Annotated in this window: 16 protein-coding genes and 3 tRNA genes; 9 read left to right on the top strand and 10 right to left on the bottom strand. The window is 61.5% G+C overall.

Annotated elements, in window-relative coordinates; genetic code table 11:
* Positions 1-48: 48 nt before the first annotated feature.
* Complete coding sequence (locus IEY62_RS16110) at positions 49-552, bottom strand: hypothetical protein (protein ID WP_229785383.1); 504 nt, start codon at positions 550-552, stop codon at positions 49-51.
* 186 nt (positions 553-738) lie between these two features.
* Here IEY62_RS16110 and IEY62_RS16105 point away from each other — a divergent pair, with 186 nt between their 5' ends.
* Complete coding sequence (locus IEY62_RS16105; protein ID WP_189019657.1) at positions 739-1,398, top strand: DUF6318 family protein; 660 nt, start codon at positions 739-741, stop codon at positions 1,396-1,398.
* A 49-nt stretch (positions 1,399-1,447) separates the two neighbouring features.
* Positions 1,448-2,344, top strand: coding sequence for a hypothetical protein (locus IEY62_RS16100; RefSeq protein ID WP_229785381.1), 897 nt, complete (start codon positions 1,448-1,450; stop codon positions 2,342-2,344).
* Positions 2,345-2,495: 151 nt separating this feature from the next.
* Here the strand turns inward: IEY62_RS16100 and IEY62_RS16095 are convergent, their stop codons facing one another.
* The gene (locus IEY62_RS16095; RefSeq protein WP_189019655.1) at positions 2,496-3,323 is read right to left on the bottom strand and encodes a glycerophosphodiester phosphodiesterase; all 828 of its coding nucleotides are present in this window, start codon (positions 3,321-3,323) and stop codon (positions 2,496-2,498) included.
* Positions 3,324-3,353: 30 nt separating this feature from the next.
* Entirely contained in the window at positions 3,354-4,106 is a 753-nt protein-coding gene (locus IEY62_RS16090) for an MgtC/SapB family protein (RefSeq protein ID WP_229785379.1), read from the bottom strand.
* Between the two features lie 433 nt (positions 4,107-4,539).
* On the opposite strand from IEY62_RS16090, the gene IEY62_RS16085 reads away from it, so the two are divergent.
* The 3 genes from IEY62_RS16085 to IEY62_RS16075 are packed head-to-tail and all read left to right on the top strand — an operon-like array spanning position 4,540 to position 7,870.
* The gene (locus tag IEY62_RS16085) at positions 4,540-5,568 is read left to right on the top strand and encodes a carbohydrate ABC transporter permease (RefSeq protein ID WP_189019653.1); all 1,029 of its coding nucleotides are present in this window, start codon (positions 4,540-4,542) and stop codon (positions 5,566-5,568) included.
* Positions 5,565-6,446, top strand: coding sequence for a carbohydrate ABC transporter permease (locus IEY62_RS16080; RefSeq protein ID WP_189019651.1), 882 nt, complete (start codon positions 5,565-5,567; stop codon positions 6,444-6,446). The genes IEY62_RS16085 and IEY62_RS16080 overlap by 4 nt, the downstream gene beginning before the upstream one ends.
* Positions 6,447-6,505: 59 nt before the next feature.
* Positions 6,506-7,870 (top strand): ABC transporter substrate-binding protein, encoded by a 1,365-nt coding sequence (locus tag IEY62_RS16075; protein WP_189019649.1) that lies wholly within the window; start codon positions 6,506-6,508, stop codon positions 7,868-7,870.
* On the opposite strand, the gene IEY62_RS21820 is transcribed toward IEY62_RS16075, so the two are convergent.
* The 4 genes from IEY62_RS21820 to IEY62_RS16060 form a co-directional block, all read right to left on the bottom strand.
* A complete protein-coding gene (locus IEY62_RS21820) occupies positions 7,867-7,989 on the bottom strand; it encodes a hypothetical protein (protein ID WP_268241121.1) in 123 nt (40 codons plus the stop codon). The two genes, IEY62_RS16075 and IEY62_RS21820, sit on opposite strands and share 4 nt — an antisense overlap.
* A gap of 82 nt (positions 7,990-8,071) precedes the next feature.
* Positions 8,072-8,147 (bottom strand) — tRNA-Phe (locus tag IEY62_RS16070).
* 46 nt (positions 8,148-8,193) lie between these two features.
* A tRNA-Asp gene (locus IEY62_RS16065) sits at positions 8,194-8,267 on the bottom strand.
* A gap of 84 nt (positions 8,268-8,351) precedes the next feature.
* Positions 8,352-8,424, bottom strand: a tRNA-Glu gene (locus IEY62_RS16060).
* Between the two features lie 279 nt (positions 8,425-8,703).
* Here IEY62_RS16060 and IEY62_RS16055 point away from each other — a divergent pair.
* Positions 8,704-9,645 carry a DMT family transporter gene (locus IEY62_RS16055; protein WP_189019646.1) on the top strand — a complete coding sequence of 314 codons (942 nt, stop codon included), beginning with the start codon at positions 8,704-8,706 and terminating at the stop codon, positions 9,643-9,645.
* 4 nt (positions 9,646-9,649) lie between these two features.
* Here IEY62_RS16055 and IEY62_RS16050 read toward each other — a convergent pair whose 3' ends face one another.
* On the bottom strand, positions 9,650-10,573 hold the full coding sequence (locus IEY62_RS16050; protein ID WP_189019644.1) for a PfkB family carbohydrate kinase: 924 nt from the start codon (positions 10,571-10,573) through the stop codon (positions 9,650-9,652).
* 90 nt (positions 10,574-10,663) lie between these two features.
* Here IEY62_RS16050 and IEY62_RS16045 point away from each other — a divergent pair, with 90 nt between their 5' ends.
* Together IEY62_RS16045 and IEY62_RS16040 are read left to right on the top strand one after the other, a co-directional pair.
* On the top strand, positions 10,664-11,125 hold the full coding sequence (locus IEY62_RS16045; RefSeq protein ID WP_189019642.1) for a metallopeptidase family protein: 462 nt from the start codon (positions 10,664-10,666) through the stop codon (positions 11,123-11,125).
* A 9-nt stretch (positions 11,126-11,134) separates the two neighbouring features.
* Positions 11,135-12,055 (top strand): cation diffusion facilitator family transporter, encoded by a 921-nt coding sequence (locus IEY62_RS16040; protein ID WP_189019640.1) that lies wholly within the window; start codon positions 11,135-11,137, stop codon positions 12,053-12,055.
* Here the strand turns inward: IEY62_RS16040 and IEY62_RS16035 are convergent.
* Both IEY62_RS16035 and IEY62_RS16030 read right to left on the bottom strand, forming a co-directional pair.
* Positions 12,052-14,736, bottom strand: coding sequence for a PEP/pyruvate-binding domain-containing protein (locus IEY62_RS16035; RefSeq protein ID WP_189019909.1), 2,685 nt, complete (start codon positions 14,734-14,736; stop codon positions 12,052-12,054). The genes IEY62_RS16040 and IEY62_RS16035 overlap by 4 nt on opposite strands.
* A 50-nt stretch (positions 14,737-14,786) precedes the next feature.
* Positions 14,787-15,824 (bottom strand): universal stress protein, encoded by a 1,038-nt coding sequence (locus tag IEY62_RS16030; RefSeq protein ID WP_189019638.1) that lies wholly within the window; start codon positions 15,822-15,824, stop codon positions 14,787-14,789.
* Between the two features lie 417 nt (positions 15,825-16,241).
* On the opposite strand from IEY62_RS16030, the gene IEY62_RS16025 reads away from it, so the two are divergent.
* Positions 16,242-16,922, top strand: a complete 681-nt coding sequence (locus IEY62_RS16025) for an NAD(P)/FAD-dependent oxidoreductase (RefSeq protein WP_189019637.1) — start codon at positions 16,242-16,244, stop codon at positions 16,920-16,922.
* Positions 16,923-16,990 lie beyond the last annotated feature (68 nt).

Genomic DNA, 16,990 nt, shown 5'->3' with positions numbered 1-16,990 from the left:
GCGTCTAGCCACGACGCTTTGGAGACAAGGGGTACGCGCGGCGGCGCCCTAGGAGCAGTTCTTCTCCGTCCACGTCTGGATGGGCTTCATGAGTTCCTCGAACTGGCCATCGCCGTACTTGCTGAAGTCCGACCCCGCAGACTCAGTGAAGGCCCTCAGTTTCTCGAACGACGGCTTCAGCTCTTCGGGCACCTTGCCCTGCATCTTCGACAACTCGTCCTTGGCCTTCTGGATGTCTTCAGCATTTCCGCCGGTCATGGCCGCCAAGGGGAGGATGGTGACGCTCAGCATCGTGGCGCTGACAGACAGGCAAGCCTCCGACATCGAGGTGAATTGGCCGTATACACCGCCGGTTCCAGCTGTGCCGTCCGGGCTGGGTGCCGTGGCGGAAGCAGAGCTTGAACCGACTTCCGCGGCGGGAGCCTCGGACGAGGCCGCCGGGGTGTTTTGAGCCGCTGGTGATGGTGAGGAGCAGGCGCTGAGCGTCAACATTGCGACGAGACCGGCAGCTGCTGCCAGACGACCGGAAATGGACAAGCGTGAACGTTCCATGGCGACCATGATTTCCCCCATAAAGATGCATGCGATGACAAGCTGGCAGGCCAAGAATACTTCGGCCACCGCCCCGAGGCCAGAGATGAGTTATCCACAAGGCCCATTTTCAGACTGGGAGGCGGCTGAAGACCCTGCCTAGACTGGCCGACACATCACCCGAAACAGCTGCTGGGGAGCTTCGCCATGCCACGTCTTTCGTCTGCCTTTTCGTTTTTACATGCGCGGACTTTGGGGGTCCTGGTTGGGCTGGCGGTGCTTCTCACCGGTTGCCAAGGCGGGTCGTCCACTGCGGGCACCTCGGAACCACAGACGACGACGGCGTCCCCAACCTCCAGCGTTTCAGTTCCGGCTGCGTCGGCTGCTCCCGCGTCTTCCGGGGCCTACAAGCCTGCCGACGCCAAGGGAAAAGCGCAGAACGTGCCTGTCCCAGTGATGCCGGAGCTGGCGAAGGAGAACTCGAAGGCGGGGCTGGAGGCGTTTATTGGGTACTACTACGCAATCAAGAACTATGCGAATGAAACTGGGGAAACTACGACACTTGCCTCCCTGAACTCTTCGGAGTGCGTCTCTTGCAGCAAGCTCCTCGATGGAACGAACGATAGTTACGTTAACGGACGGTGGATGGCTGGGGGAAGGATTCAAGTTCCAACGGTAGATCTCGACTGGAACACGGATGACTCATCCCATTTGGCAAAAGTTCAGCTGATCCAAGATGCCATCTCGTACTACAACGCTGACGGCACCGAAGGTCGACCGCCAAGTGCCGCGACAAATAGCGCCTTTGTCTTTGTCGCGCGTTTCCAGACAACCTGGAGGGTGGTGGAAATCGGTGTCATCCGCTAGCCGCTTTCCAGGCATAATCGTTTGTCTCCTCTTCTTGTTACATCCCACGGTGGCGATAGCTCTAGATCAGCCGAGCGGTTCATCATCATGGGGAACCGGAAATGAGGAAGAGGGAACGATAGAAGCCGGGGTCATCTGGGAGTTCGACCCGATAAAGGGCGAAGCCTCTCCCCGTGGCGCCGATTCGGTTCCGGTTGCTGAGGACCCCTACCAATACAAGGCCGACCTTCGGTGCAGTCTCGGTGGTCCCGGAGCCCGTGAAATGGGCTGCCTGACCCTTGAATGCCCACCTAAAACACCCGATGGCGAGAAAGGCTCACCAGTCATCTGGCTGAAAGCACCAAAGGCCATCACCAACCCAACTTTCACGGATTGGCAGCCCGTCGACGGTAAGCCTGCCTGCCTCTACGACGCCGAACCCGGCAACGTCCTGGCCGACATCGCCGCCCGCATCCTCAACGACTTCCGCCAACTCCCCATCAACCCAGGAACCCTCGAAGCCCAACCCTTCCCCCACACCCTCAAAGGCGGACCCACCAACTTCTACACCACCGCCACCCACCAGGCTTTCGACCTCACCATCCTCGACCAAACCGTCCACCTCACCGCCACACCAACCAGCCACACCTACACCTTCGGAGACGGCACCACCCTCGGCCCCACCCCCACCACCGGATACCCCATCCCCGAAACCGAATGGCTCACCACCAACACCCGCACCAGCCACGCCTACACCGAAACCGGCAACTACCAAGCCACCATCACCACCAACTTCACCGGCACCTACTCCGTCAACAACGGCCCACCCCTACCCATCAACGGAACCCTCAACCTCACCACCCCGCCCAAAACAATCCACGTCTGGAAAACCGAACGAGCACTCGTCGCCGACACCTGCCAACAAAACCCCAACTCCTGGGGCTGCCCCGGCACGGCACCCCAATAGCCAGCCGCACCACCTGTACCGCCACCACCCACTTTGACCGCGGATAACCCGGCGACACACCATGCAGACGGCGTGTCCAGCCCCTCCAGAAATCAAAGTGGGTGGCGGCCGTACTCGCCCGGTGGCCGCCATTTTGACCACAAGGGGCTGGTTACGCCGTAGCTCCGGATCCGAGGAGGGGCAGTGATATGGGGCGGGAGGGAGGTAGCGCCATACCCTGACCCGCCAACGTCTCGTGAGCCAACGCAATGTCGTTGACGCACACACCATCGACCCTAAGTTCCAGGGCTTCCAGAATCTCATCGGCCGTAACCAGGGTCCACGGATAGACCTTGAGTCCTGCCAAATGCGCCTCCGTCACCAGTTGGGCATTGAGGATTCCAAATTCCGGCGCAATGGCTGACGCTCCGGTTGCCAAAGCGGTACTTATGAGCGAATCGGGTGCCGAGGGATAGAGTCCCGGTAACTGACCGGTGTTCGCTCTGCTGAGGGCTATCACGGGGACATCAGGCAGCATGGCTGTCATTGCCCGAACGATCTGAGGATCGAAGCTGCGGACACGCAGGGCCTGTTCGTGCTGGTGGGCTTTCAGAACTTTGGAGAGAGCGGACACGATTGCCTGTCCATATTCATCCCAAGCCGTGCCCTCCGTCTTGACTTCGATATCCAAAACTACTGCGGTGGCGTTGGCAAAACGCATGAGAGCGAGCGTTTCGGCCAACGTGGGGGTCCGCGTTTCGACGTCGACATCAGTGGTCGTCGCCGGATGTTTCTCAACCACTGCATCACGCAAGAAGCCAAGCCTGATGTCGGCGTCGCGAATTACCGCATCATGGCGCAGGGCGAGCTGTCCATCCGACGTGAGCCAAACATCTACCTCGATGGCATCGGCTCCCAGGCGAAGGGCTTCCACGAAGCTCGCCAGAGTGTTGCCATGCCGCGTGGCCAGCACCCCACGGTGGCCTTGAATTTCGATCATCTCTTCTTCCTTTACTGGCTATTTACGGGATTAGTCGGCGTCATCAACGACGGAAACTTCAGTGACCGCGGTGAGTTGGGAGAGCTTACCGACAATGTCGGAGGCAGGGGCGGTGCCAACAACCTCGAGCTCAATTTCAATGAAGTCCGGGATGACCATTCCATCAGGAGACCCTTGCATCAACCGGTTCATGATTCCCTTAGCATCGGCGGCGACCTGGGTGTTCGCGAATCCCTGAATGCGAAAGCCTTGCTCGGTGCACGTGCGCAGGATATCCCGCAGCGCCCCAACCCCATCCAGATAACTGACCCGGAGCAACCATTGGTCCGGCAAGCCGAAGCGAAACTTTCCCGTCAGTACCGGATAAAGGTAGACGATGACGAAGTGCGCAGCCGTGACAAAGACTGCCGGCAGCACCAGCCCGGCGCCAGCCGAGGTGCCCACCGCCGCCGTAACCCAAATCGACGCCGCAGTGGTTAATCCGCGGACTTGGTTTCGTCGAACGAAGACGAGGCCCGCCCCAATGAAGCCGATCCCGGACACAACCTGGGCCGCCAGACGGGAGGGGTCCAGCCTCACCAGATCCACCATCAAGACATCACTGAAGCCGTATTTGCTGACAACCATAAAAAGCGCAGCCCCCAGGCCCACCATTGCATGAGTCCGCATCCCCGCCGATTTGTTCCTGCTTTGCCGTTCAAAGCCAATGGCTGTGGACAGCACCAACGCCACTGCCAGTGCCACACACATCTGCCACCACTGGGTATTAAGGGTGAAAATCACTTATTGCTCCCGCTTCTTTCAGACCCCCTTTTCGGTGTGGTTCGGCAGAACATTCCAGTCCGATAGCGGAAGTCCAAGCCGGAAAAATCATCAAAAAGCAGAACGCCGCGAGCGGCGGTTCCCGTTCTTGTGTCCGGGCCAGGGAACGATTCCATCACCCAGTGTGCCCACCTGTGCGTGAGAAGTAAAGTATTTTGTAAGTTTGTCAGAACATAAAGTATCAATGGCTTACTATGCCCGCGGAAGCCTACTGCTATATGGGAAGCCCTGTTATCCACATAGCGCAAAGCAGGTCTTGCGGATGGCCAAAGTTATCGGATACGTTGTCCATGACCTGAAGTTAGGTTGTCAGGTCAAACTTGAAATACTTGCTTTTCATATTGTCAGAATCGCCCGGACAGCGATGACGTGGGGGTCAACGTGAGGTTTCTCCATGGGCAGATCAGACATTGGTGCCGCAACTCAGCGCACCCCAACCACAACACGGTCAAATCCAGCGCGGCTTGCCACTGCGGACGCTGTGCTTCCGCCGGGCGAGGCCGCTCTTCCCAGGCCACCCCGACCAGGACTTGAAGCGCGGCGTTGGAACAAGCGGTCCCGAAGGGATGCCTTGGTTTTCGTCGCTTTCGCGGCGCCCAACGTCCTGCTTATCCTCCTGTTTACCTACAGGCCGCTCATAACAAACATCTACTATTCGACACTGGACTGGACGCTGGGCGCCGCAAGTGCAACCAGCGTTGGGCTTGGCAACTACGTGGAGTTCTTCGATTCCCCCGATGCATCCGCTGTTCTAGGCGTTACGGCGATCTTTACCGTCACAACAGTCGGTGGGGCAATGGCACTAGGCCTCCTGGTTGCCTTGACGCTCAACCAAAGACTGAAGGGCCGCACCTTTGCCCGGGCAGTTGTCTTTGCCCCGTACGTCTTGTCGGGTGTTGGCGTCGGATTGGTATGGCTCTTCATCTTCGACCCTACCTATGGGGTTCTGTCCTGGATGTTGAGGGGGATCGGACAACTCAGTCCGCAGTGGGTGAACGACCCCAAGCTTGCCTTGGTGATGGTCATCCTTGTCTATATATGGAAGAACCTCGGCTACTGCGCCGTGGTGTATCTTGCAGGCCTTCAGTCAGTTCCACCCCAACTTCTGGAGGCGGCCTCGCTGGACGGCGCCAGCAGTGCGCGGCGGTTCGTGTCAATTGTGGTCCCGCTCCTGTCTCCCACAACGTTCTTCCTGCTGATCACTACATTGCTGAGTTCCCTGCAGGCCTTCGACATCATCCGAATCATGACGCCTTCGGGAAATGGAACCAGCACCCTCATCTTTGATTCCTACCTTCAGGCGTTCGGTTCCTATAACCGCGCAGGATACTCGGCAGCCATTTCAGTCGTCCTGTTCCTTGCGCTACTCATCATGACCGCCGTCCAGTTGCGGTTCGTGGAACGAAAGGTTCATTACTCATGAGCGGGACCCTTACAAATAGTTCCACCGGGCGAGGCCGCCCCTTGTCCTGGCAGAATCTGGGCCGGACAGTTGCTGGCGGCTACCTACCCCTTGCCATGGCCACACTCGTAGTTTTTCTTCCACTGCTCTGGATGTTGCTGTCGTCGCTCAAGGCGCCTGGTGAGATCGTCACAACCGACCTGGCCCTATGGCCCAGGAATCCAAGTCTGCAGAACTACGCAGATGCTGCATCCACCGTCCCCTTCGCCAGGTTCTTCCTCAACAGCGTCATCGTCACTGTTGTCGGCTCAAGCATCAAGTGCATTCTGGCAATCTTCACGGCGTACGCATTGGTGTTCGTGCGGTTTCCCTTCAAGAGAGTCATATTCCTGCTGATTCTGGTCGCCCTCATGGTTCCGCCACAGGTGTCAGTTCTCCCGAACTACGTGCTGATTGCGGGCATGGGAGGGCTTAACACGTACTGGGGAATCATTCTCCCGGGCTTGGGGACGGCCTTTGGCACGTTTCTCCTCCGCCAGCATTTCCTCACATTGCCCCAGGCCATCCTGGAGTCGGCGGAGATTGACGGCGCCGGCCACTGGCGAAAGCTGTGGAAGATCGTGGTTCCCGTCTCCATACCCAGCATCGCGACAGTGGCCCTGGTAACCATCGTTTCCGAGTGGAACGAATATATCTGGCCTCTGATTGTGACCGATCACCCCGACATGATGACTCTTCCAGTCGGCTTGACCCAATTAGTCAACAGCGATGGTGGAACACAGAACTGGGGAATGCTCATGGCCGGAGCAGTCATTGTGCTGCTACCCATTCTGATCATCTTCGCTGCCTTGCAGCGGTATATCGTCTCCGGGCTAACCCAAGGGTCGGTTACGGGATGAATTTTCCCACTCACAGGCCCGCACGCCGGGCGTCCATCCATCAGAAAGGCACGTCCCCGATGTCCGCACCACTTTCAAGGAAGAGCTTCCTCACTTTGACCGGCGCAAGCCTTGGGGCCGCGGCCCTTGCGGCCTGCGCAGGACCGTCAACCAGCGGCGGCGGAACAACTGACAAATCGACGTCGATCGACTGGTCCAAGATCAAACCCGCAGCGACCATAAGTTTCATGTCCAGCCATCCCGGCAAGTCCCGTGAAACGGAACTGAAGCTGATCGAGGCCTTCCACGCTGCCAACCCGGACATAACAGTGAACCTCATTACGGGTGGTTCGAACTACGAGGAGGTGGCTCAAAAATTCCAGACTGCCCAGGCGGGAACTGAAGTACCTGACGTCGTGGTCGCATCCGACGTCTGGTGGTTCCGGTACGCCGTCTCCGGTACAGTCCTGGCACTGGATGAGCTCCTCAATGCAGTCGGGGTCAGCACCTCGGACTATGCCCCCGGCCTCATCAGCGACTATGAGTACAACAACAAGCAGTGGGCTGTTCCCTACGCCCGCTCAACACCGCTGTTCTACTTCAACAAGGACCATTTCAAGGCCGCAGGCGTCCCCGAAAGGGCGCCGGCCACCTGGTCAGAGTTTTCAGAATGGGCTCCAAAAATCAAGGCAGCCCAGAACTCGGCATCCGGATACCAGAACGCTTACCAGTATCCGGCAATTGCCGGATACGCCGGGTGGACGCTCCAGAATGTGTTGTGGGGCATGGGCGGAAGCTGGTCAAAAGAATGGGAGATCACGGCCGATGCAGCTGCCTCGGTCTCAGCAATGCAGTGGGTCCAGGATTCCATCGTGAAGGACGGCTGGGCAGGGGTCTCCTCCAAGAATGCCATCACAGACCTGCAGGCCGGCGCGGTCAGCGCGACCATCAGCTCCTCAGCCGATCTGACAGCCACGCTTAAGGCTGCCAAGGAAGCGAACATGAGGATCGGAGTCGGTTTCCTGCCTGGCGGTCCGGTATCTGCCTCGCCAGTATGCCCTACAGGCGGTTCAGGATTGGTGGTAGCCAGTAAGACCGCACCGGAGAGGCAACTGGCGGCGGCAAAGTTCGTCACCTTTGTTACCAACGCGCAGAGCGCGGCCACGCTGTCTGCGGCGACTGGTTACATGCCGGTTGCCAAGGATGCAGACATCTCCGCGATCGTGGCACAGACGCCAGAGTTCGCCACTGTCGTAGATCAGCTGAAGGTCACCAGGACACAGGATTTTGCCAAGACCTTCCTACCCGGTGGCGACCAGGAACTTGCCAAGGCTGCCACCAAGATCATGAACGAAAAGGCAGAGGTCAAGGCCACACTTTCAGACCTCAGGGCAGCCTTGGAAACTATCTACACCAAGGATGTGAAGCCCAAGCTCAAGTCCTAGGGTGACCGGGCCAGGATAAAGACGGCGACGTCGGCACCCACCTGGGTGCCGACGTCGAACTTTGCGGAGAGTTGTACCGCCACCACCACGTTGACTCGGGCAACCCGGCGACACACCATGCAGACGGGAATGAAGAGCCGGCGGCTTAAAAGCGGCTTAAAAGAAGAAAAGCACCAGTTCCAAAGAACTGATGCTTCCCAGTGGTGGCTCCGACCGGCGTCGATCCGGTGACCTTTCGATTTTCAGTCGAACGCTCTACCAACTGAGCTACAGAGCCTAGGTGACATGTCACCTTGAGAACCGAATTTCTTCGGCGCTCAGAGCGACCCTGACGGGACTTGAACCCGCGACCTCCGCCGTGACAGGGCGGCGCGCTAACCAACTGCGCTACAGGGCCTTGCGTTTGCAGTATCTCTACCGCGTTTTTTTCAAGGCTTCTAGCTTACCAGACTTTTTTCATCCGATTTACCACTTCCTTGCGTACCCCCAACGGGATTCGAACCCGTGCCGCCGCCGTGAAAGGGCGGTGTCCTAGGCCGCTAGACGATGGGGGCCTGAACTCAATTCGGATTTTGCAAAGAAAAGGGACGCTTTACGCGTTCTTTCCGTGTCTCGCTCGTCCGAACTGGACTCTAAAACTTTAGAGCATAGATGCCGATATTCCCAAATCGAGGCTCGAGGGGCATCCCGGGGCCCCCGCTTGCGAGCACGCCGAAGGGTTGGATCTCGACCCTTTGCCCCTCGGAACAGCTCCGCAAACATTGGCAGGATCTTGTCCTGACGCGTCCGAAAACCGCCAGCGGTCCAAGCCGATACCCCGATAGATTTGGCACATGACAACCACTTCCCCGGCCGAACCCGGCCAGCCCTCCCCAGGCCTGCCCCCGCGCACCACCCCCGCGCCCGGAGCGGCCATCAGCAAGGCCGGCATCGCGGCCGTCGTCGTCACGGTCGTCCTTTGGGCTTCGGCCTTCGTGGGCATCCGTGCGGTCGGCCCCAGCTTCTCCCCCGGGTCCTTGACGCTCGGGCGTTTGGCGGTTGCCGCCGTCGTGCTTGGCATCGTGGTGCTGCCGACGCTGAAAGTGTGGCCGAAAGGCCGCGAGTGGCTGCCGATCGTGGCCTACGGGGTGATGTGGTTCGGCGGCTACAACGTCGCGCTGAACGCTGCGGAACACATGCTCGACGCCGGCACCAGCGCCATGCTCATCAACGTATCCCCCATCCTCATCGCCATCCTGGCCGGAATCTTCCTCAAAGAGGGCTTCCCCCGGTGGCTGCTGATCGGCAGCGGGGTGGCGTTCTGCGGCGTGGCGATGATCGCCCTGGGTTCGGGGCAACGTTCGACGGCGGACGTCGCCGGAGTGTTGTTGTGCCTCCTGGCCGCTGTGCTCGCCTCAGTCAGCGCAATCCTGCAAAAGCCCGTACTCCGGAAGTTCTCTGCAGGCCAGGCAACCTGGTTCGGCATCATGGTGGGCGCGCTTTGCTGCCTGCCGTGGGCTGGCCAGTTGGTCGCCGAGGTCCAGGCCGCGCCTCTTCCGGCCACGCTCGGCCTTGTGTACCTGGGCATCTTCCCCACCGCCATAGCGTTCACCACCTGGGCGTACGCCCTCTCGCTGATCTCGGCCGGCAAGCTGGCCGCCACGACGTATCTGGTGCCGGGAACAACAATCCTGATCTCCTGGGCGGTCCTGCAGGAAGTCCCCACCATCTGGGGACTGATCGGCGGCGTGGTGTGCTTGGTGGGCGTTGGACTCACGCGACGCCGGTCGAGCTAAGCCGCTAGCGGGCCATCTCCGCCAGAAGTTCCCGGTGCGTGGGCGGGTTGGCTCCCGGACGCCCAACCGTGATGGCAGCCGCCATCGAGGCGATGTTGCCGATCCGTTCCAGCACGGTCGGTGCAAGCCCGTCGCTGCCGCGCAGCAAGAGCCCCATGATGAGCGCCGACATGTAGGAATCGCCCGCGCCGATGGTGTCGGCCACCGTGGACGGCACGGCGCGGACACGGAGCTGTATGTGACGGGTGGCCATGAGCGAGCCTTTCGCGCCCTCCGTCATGACCGCCAACGTGGTACCCAGTGTCAGAAGATGGCTCGCGATATCCTCCAGCGCCTTGCCGGGATAAAGCCAGTGGGCGTCCGAGGCGCTCATCCTGACCACATCGGTCAACGGCACAATTTCCTCGAAGAGGGCGAGGGCCTCGTGGTGGCTGCCCAGGAGATCGGTGCGGATATTGGGATCGTAGGTAACCAGGCAGCCTCCCTGTGCCTGCTCCAACAAGCTGCGGACCACCCCTGCACCAGGCTCAAGGAACGTGGCAATGGAGCCGGTGTGAAGGATACGCGGCGCATACGGCAGGGCCAGGGGAGCCAGCGCCCACTCAATGTCGAAGGTGTACGCGGCCGAACCGTCGGCAGCTATCCGGGCTGTCGCCGTCGCGGTCTTTCCCATGGATTGGGACCCGGGCAACAGCACCACGCCGGCGCTCTGGAGGTGCGCCGCAATGGCGTCGCCCCGCTGGTCCCGGCCAATGGCCGTCAAAAGTCCGGCTTTCACGTCCAGCCGGCCAAGCCCGTAGGCGACGTTGGTTGGGGAGCCGCCCGGGTATTCGGCTTGGCCGTCGGGCGACTGCACGATGTCGATCAGCGCCTCACCCACAACGACGACGTCGAGGGGTTCAGACAGGGGGGAAGCGGTGGAAGTCATGCGGTTCCTGTGTCTATCGGAAAGGGACTGAGATCAGTATCCCTCATCACTTAGGGAGCCAATACAGCCATGGCGGACTAAAGTCGAGTCATGCCCGCGAATCTTCCTCCCGGACTTCCGATCGTTCCCGACGGCGAGCGCCCCTTTTCGCGCCTGCCTCAGCGAAGCGCGGCGCACCGCCCCCCGTTTGGGATGTCACCTGAGGAGTTTGAGGAAGCCGTCAGCGATGCTCTGCAGCTGATTCCAGCCAAAGCCGCCCGTGCGATGGACAATGTGGCAATTTTCATTGAGGACGATTACACCCCACAGCCGGGCGAAAACCCGGACACGGTGCTACTGGGGCTCTACGAGGGCGTGCCGCTCACGGAACGTGATTCCTGGTGGGATGCGGGCTCCCTGCCCGATCGGATCACCATCTTCCGCCAACCCATCCTGAACATCTGCAGCAGCCGCCAGGAAGTCATTGACGAGGTGGCCATCACGGTGGTTCACGAGATCGCACACCACTTCGGCATAGATGACGACCGCCTGCACGAACTCGGTTGGGGCTAGCCTTGAACCATGGGGCATGATCACAACCACTCGCACGGCGTCACGGCAACCGGCAAACACCGCAAACGCCTCATAGCCGTCCTGGGCATCACCCTGGGCGTGGTGGGCGTGCAGGTGATTGGTGCAATCGTTTCCGGCTCCCTGGCCCTGTTGGCCGATGCCGGACACATGCTCTCCGACGCCGCGGGTGTCTTCATTGCCCTCATGGCGGCGTGGATCGCAACGCGCCCGGCCAGCGACCAGCGGACGTACGGATACCAGCGCGCGGAGGTGCTGGCCGCGTTGGCCAACGCGCTGATCCTCATCGTCATCGCCGTGGTGATCATGATCGAAGCGATCCGGCGGTTCGGCGAAACCACCGAAATCCAGACCGGTGTGATGCTGTGGGCTGCCATCCTGGGCGCCGTCGCCAATCTCGTTTCCCTGCTGATCCTGCAGGGAGCCCAAAAGGAAAGCCTCAACGTCCGTGGCGCCTACCTTGAGGTCCTGGGCGATCTGCTGGGCTCCATCGCTGTCATTGTGGCAGCGATCGTGATCATGACCACCGGGTTCTCGGCAGCCGACCCCATCGCCTCGGTCCTCATCGCCCTGATGATCATTCCCCGTGCATGGCATCTGCTCCGCGACGTGGTGGACGTCCTACTTGAGGCCACCCCCAAGGGTGTGGACGTCAACATGATCCGCGAGCACATCATGGCCGTTGACGGGGTGGTGGAAGCGCACGATATCCACATCTGGACCATCACGTCCGGCGTACCGGTGTTCTCCGCCCACGTGGTGGTGCAGGACGAGGTACTCAACGCCAGCGGGGCGGACAGCATCCTGGACCAGCTGGGCTCCTGCCTTGGCCGCCACTTCGACACCGAACACTGCACGTTCCAGTTGGAGCCCGTCAGCCATTCCGAGCACGAATCACACCAACACGCCTAAGCGTCCCCGCCCTGCGCACCTTCTGCGCTGACCGTTCCGGCTGCGCCGTCCACGGTGATGAGCTGGCCTGTACGTAGCCGGGTGGTTGCATCCGGGACTCCGACGACTGCGGGGATCCCGTACTCCCGCGCCACCACGGCTCCGTGCGAGTTGGGCCCGCCCATCTCCATGACCAAGCCTCCAGCCGTGAGGAACAGCGGTGTCCAGCCGGGATCCGTGGACGGAGCCACGAGGATCTCGCCCGGCTCCAGATGGGCTCCCACGGGGTCCATGATGACCCGCGCAGGCGCCGTCACCAGACCCGCCGACGCCGGACTGCCGGACAAGGTGCCGGGGCGCTGTTCCGCGTTGGCCCCTGCAGTGGCCTCAGGTTCGGTGCCATCGGACAACAGCATCCGGGGAATGTGCCTGCGCCGGAGTTCTTGTTCGTAGGCCGCTCTGTGTTCGGCCACTGCGTCCCGCAGATCAGCGCCTGCCAACGCGTTTTCCACCGCGTCCAGGTCCAGGAAGAAAACATCCTCCGGGTGCTCGATCCGTTGTGACGCTGCCAGCTCCTTTCCAACCAGGAGCAGTTGTTCCCGGGCCGCAGCCAGTCCCAGGACGAGGTTGTACTTGGGTAACTCCCGCAGACCAGCGAATCTTCTGGTTCGATCCAAAGCCGTCCGCACTGCCATCGCGTGGAGCGGGCTGATGGCCCGGGCCCGCGCCACGAACTTCGCGACCTGCTCCTCGGCCTCGTCAACTGCCCTGCGGAACTGCTCGTCGGGAGCCCCTGCACCGGGCTGCAGCCTCAGGTAATTGGCAAGGACGCCAATAATGTGGGTGGGATCATCTCCCCACCGGGGCATGCCAAGGTCGATTTCGGCCACCGCCCGATGCCCGTAGGCGTGGAGGAATCCATCGAGGCCGGATTGGGCGACGGCAGGCAACTCAGCGTCCCGGTACCGTTCCAGCAGCGCCTCTGTCGATTGACCCGCCATGGAGGCAGCGGCGTCGTTATCTTCCCTGATCTGCGAGGCGAGCTGCCACAGCGCCAGGTCCATCTCCGTGGTGACGTTGTTGGGCAACCCGCGGATTACGGTCTGCATTTCATCGTGCGTCGCTTGCCCGCCGAGAATCCGCCCCACCAGGGCCAGCATGGCAAAGCCGAGCACCGGCAATGGCAGGATCTGCGGAACTGTGGCAAAGAGTTCCGAGCCCAGGATTCTTTGCACGTGGGCTAGCCGCTGATGGGCGGTAGCTTTCCCGGGGACGGCCAGGGCTTTCCGGAGTTCCGAGCTGAGGCGCTCCGCCCGTGCCATGGCAGCATCCGGGCGGAACAAGCCCCGGAGCAACGACTCCGGGACCCGGTACTTTGCAGCCACCGGAGCCACATGGCGGATCAGTCTCAAAGGCGTTTTGTTCGTCACCGAAAAACGGGGGTCATCGAACAAGCTCCGCATCAGCATGGCGGACCGGGCTTCCATGACGTCGAAGACCCGGGGCACTATCTTCCGCCCGACACGGCTCCGCAAGACAGACGTGAGGTCGAAGAAAATGCGCTGGCCGGCCTCGTAATAGGGCGACGGTCCGGATCGGGGATCCGGGACGGCAAAGCCCGCCGTTTTGGCGACACAGGACGCTATGAGCCGGATCCCCGCCAAACCCATGGGTGTCAGCGGCCGTGTGAGGCCCTGCGCGAGGCTGAAGTTCAGAAAGGAATGGACGCCCGGGGCCGGAGGGGTACGGGTGGTTTGCGGGTAGAGGGTGGTGATGGGCCTGGCCTGGGTCAACCACAGTTTTCCGTTGGAATCCATGGCCCATTCGGTGTCCTGTGGAGTTCCATAGTGTTTCTCCACCATGCGGCCCAGCTCAGCCAGATCCTTGATCTGCCGGTCACTAAGACACTGTTGGACAGCTGTAGCCGGGGTGTCTCCCGGATCACCTGGACTTTCCATGCGCGAACGCTGCGTCCTTTGCGTGCCGCCTCCTGGCAGGGCACGGATCTCCACCCGCCGGTCACCCAGAGTGCGTTTCACAATCGTGCCGCGGGCCTTATCAAGAACGTATTGATCCGGATTTACGGCGCCGGACACTACGGCCTCCCCCAGGCCCGGGCTCGCGTCGATCACCGTCTCGGACCTCTTGCCCGTCACGGGATTAGCCGTAAACATGACCCCGGCGGCCGCCGAATCCACCATCTCCTGGACAACGACGGCCAAGGCCGCAGAAGCATGCTCAATGCCGTTGGTAGCCCGATACGCCACCGCCCGGTCAGTCCACAGGGAAGCCCAGCAGCGACTCACGGCATCCAGGACGGAGTCGGCGCCCACTACGTTCAGGAAAGTGTCCTGTTGGCCGGCGAAACTGGCGAAGGGCAGGTCTTCAGCTGTTGCCGACGACCTGACAGCGACCGGGACGTTGTCTCCCAAACCTTCATAGGCAGACCGCACCGCTTCAGCGATGCCGGCCGGGACCCCGGCGTCGAGCACCAGGGAACGGGCCTGCCCGGCAAGCCCGTTCAGCCGGGCGAGGTCAACCGTGCTTGTCGATTCCAGGGCCGCGCAGACCTCATCCAGGCCGCTGGTGGACAGCGCACGCCGATAAGCATCCGTGGTGAGGCAAAAGCCCGGCGGCACGGGTAAGCCCGCGCCGGCAAGCTCGCCCAGGTTCGCTGCTTTGCCACCCACCCGGGGAAGCATGGGTCCACGAATATCCGTGAGCTGCAGCGTGAACACCAGTGGCTCTTTTCCTACACCGCGCCGAGCATCGGGCCAAACTTATCGCGGTCTGCCAGACGGGGATCCTCACGGTCCGGAACAACCAGCACCGGTCCCTTGGCATGGTGCAGGACGCCATCGGACGTCGATCCCAACAGCATGCCCGCAAACCCGCCACGGCCACGGGTGCCCAGGACCACCAGTTCCACGCTTCGGCTGGTCTCCACCAAAACGTCAACAGGCGAGCCATCCCTGAGGTCGGTCTCGATGGTCAACTGCGGGAAGTGGCTCTGCAACCAGGCAACCCCGGCGTCGAGCTGCACCTTGATGTCGGCAAACAAGGCGTCCCGGTCCAAGGGAGCGGGTACCCAGGCCAGGGAGCCGCTGTATTGCGGGACAGCGCATATGACCCGGAGCTTGGCTCCCCTGCGTTGAGCTTGCTCAGCTGCTTCGAGCACAGCCACCCGGGCTTGCTCGGAGCCGTCCACGCCCACCGCAACCACGTTTTCCACGATGCGGGGCCCGGCTTTGGCGTGCTCGGCCTTGATGTGTTTGTCCTCGGTATTCTCGCCGAGGCGGTCCGCGCAATAGAGCGGAACCGTTACGGTGGGGCACTTGGCATGGGCTGGCAAGGCGCTGCTGACTGAACCCAGCAGACGACCGACGAAACCGCCCCGGCCGCGGCTTCCGAAAACCAGGAGCGCTGCCTCTGCGGAAAGATCCAGCAGCACGCCTGCCGCGTCGCCGTTCTCCACGGAAGCATCAACGTCGATGGAGTAGGGGGATACCTTGTCCATGGCCTGCTGGACAATGGCTTCCGCGCCTTCGCGAATCACCGAATCGTCCACGGTGGCATATCCGCCGTCGAGTCCTGATGCAGCGAAGATAGGAACCGAGTAGGCCGTGACGATGTGCAGCGGAAGCTGCCTGCGTTCGGCCTCACGTGCGGCCCACACCAGGGCACACTGCCCGTGTTCTGAGCCGTCCACCCCAACGACGATGCCACCCGGTGCCACTGCTGGGGCCTCGCCGTCCTGTGGCTCTTCATTGTGCCTGCCGTGCTGGTCCATTTGGGGCCCGCCTCTCCACCTACTGCTTGATGTTCCGGCCATTCTGCCAGAGGTTTTCCGCATCGGATTCCTCGACGGCTCCATTGTCAATGGCCCGGGACAGGCAAATCCGGAATTTCCCCGTCCAATGCCCACTATTCTCGGTCGGCAGGGCCGAATCAAGGTGGCTCGGCGGTATGTGTATAACGGTCGGGGCTCGGTTTCCGGACCCCGTTTTTGTGCTGCTGATGAACACGCCGAACACGCTGTCCGGGAAGGCTATCCCTGCGCGAAAAAGTTCGGTAGTGTTCGAGTCACCGAATGGCCGGCGAACGTGTCCTACAGCACACTCCGGCCATTTATTTGCGGCCGCTTGGGGAACTCGGACGCGATCCCACGCGATGCCGCAAGGCACACACGTCAAGGAGGAACCAAGCAGTGTCATACGCGCCTGATTCCGGCACGGAACGCACCACCACCGTGGTCATAGGAGCCGGCTTGTCCGGTCTGGCAGTCGCCAGCGAACTCAGCCGCTACGGCGTGGGCTCCATAGTGGTGGATGGTTTCGGCGCCTTGTCGGCCACCGGTCCAGCGGTCCACACAGGCATGCTCCAACGCTGCGAGGTCACCGATCCCGCGTCCATCCAGGAACGCAACGAAATCCTCCGCCACTTACGCAACTACGCGGCCAGCCACCATCTGGACGTCCGCAACACCACCAGGGCCGTCCGCCTGGACTTCCTGGGCGCGGATCCAACCCAGCACATCGGGTACGGTCTCGCCGCGAGCATGACCCGGAGCGGGCTCCACGCCTCCGGTCCCCTCGAATCCACGCCGCGCCAGTGGGCTGTCCACACCGCCAACGGGATTCTCCTGGCAGACCATGTAGTGGTGACACGCTGCGCCCAGAGCCAGTTGCGCCGCATGCTGGCCGAACTTGGCATCGCCGTGGGGCAGAACCTGGTCTCCGCAATGCGGGCAGTGGGAATGCATCTGGTGGGCGTGGGCGAACTCATCACGCCCAGCCCCAAGGAAGTCCTGCGGCAAGCCAAGGCAGTGGGGCAGGCGATCTCCACCAAAGTAGCGCTCCCGGGCGGGCCCGGCATCGCCATCGCCTAGGCGTCCGCAAAGCGGTAGCTGCCGCAAACCTCCGTTAAAGCCCAAAGGCCGGTGTCCTCGAAGATGAT

Origin of the sequence: Paenarthrobacter histidinolovorans, assembly GCF_014647595.1 — a bacterium.
Classification (GTDB): Bacteria; Actinomycetota; Actinomycetes; order Actinomycetales; family Micrococcaceae; genus Arthrobacter; species Arthrobacter histidinolovorans.
Note: the sequence above shows the minus strand (reverse complement) of the source record. Positions and strands in the feature narration are given on the sequence as shown.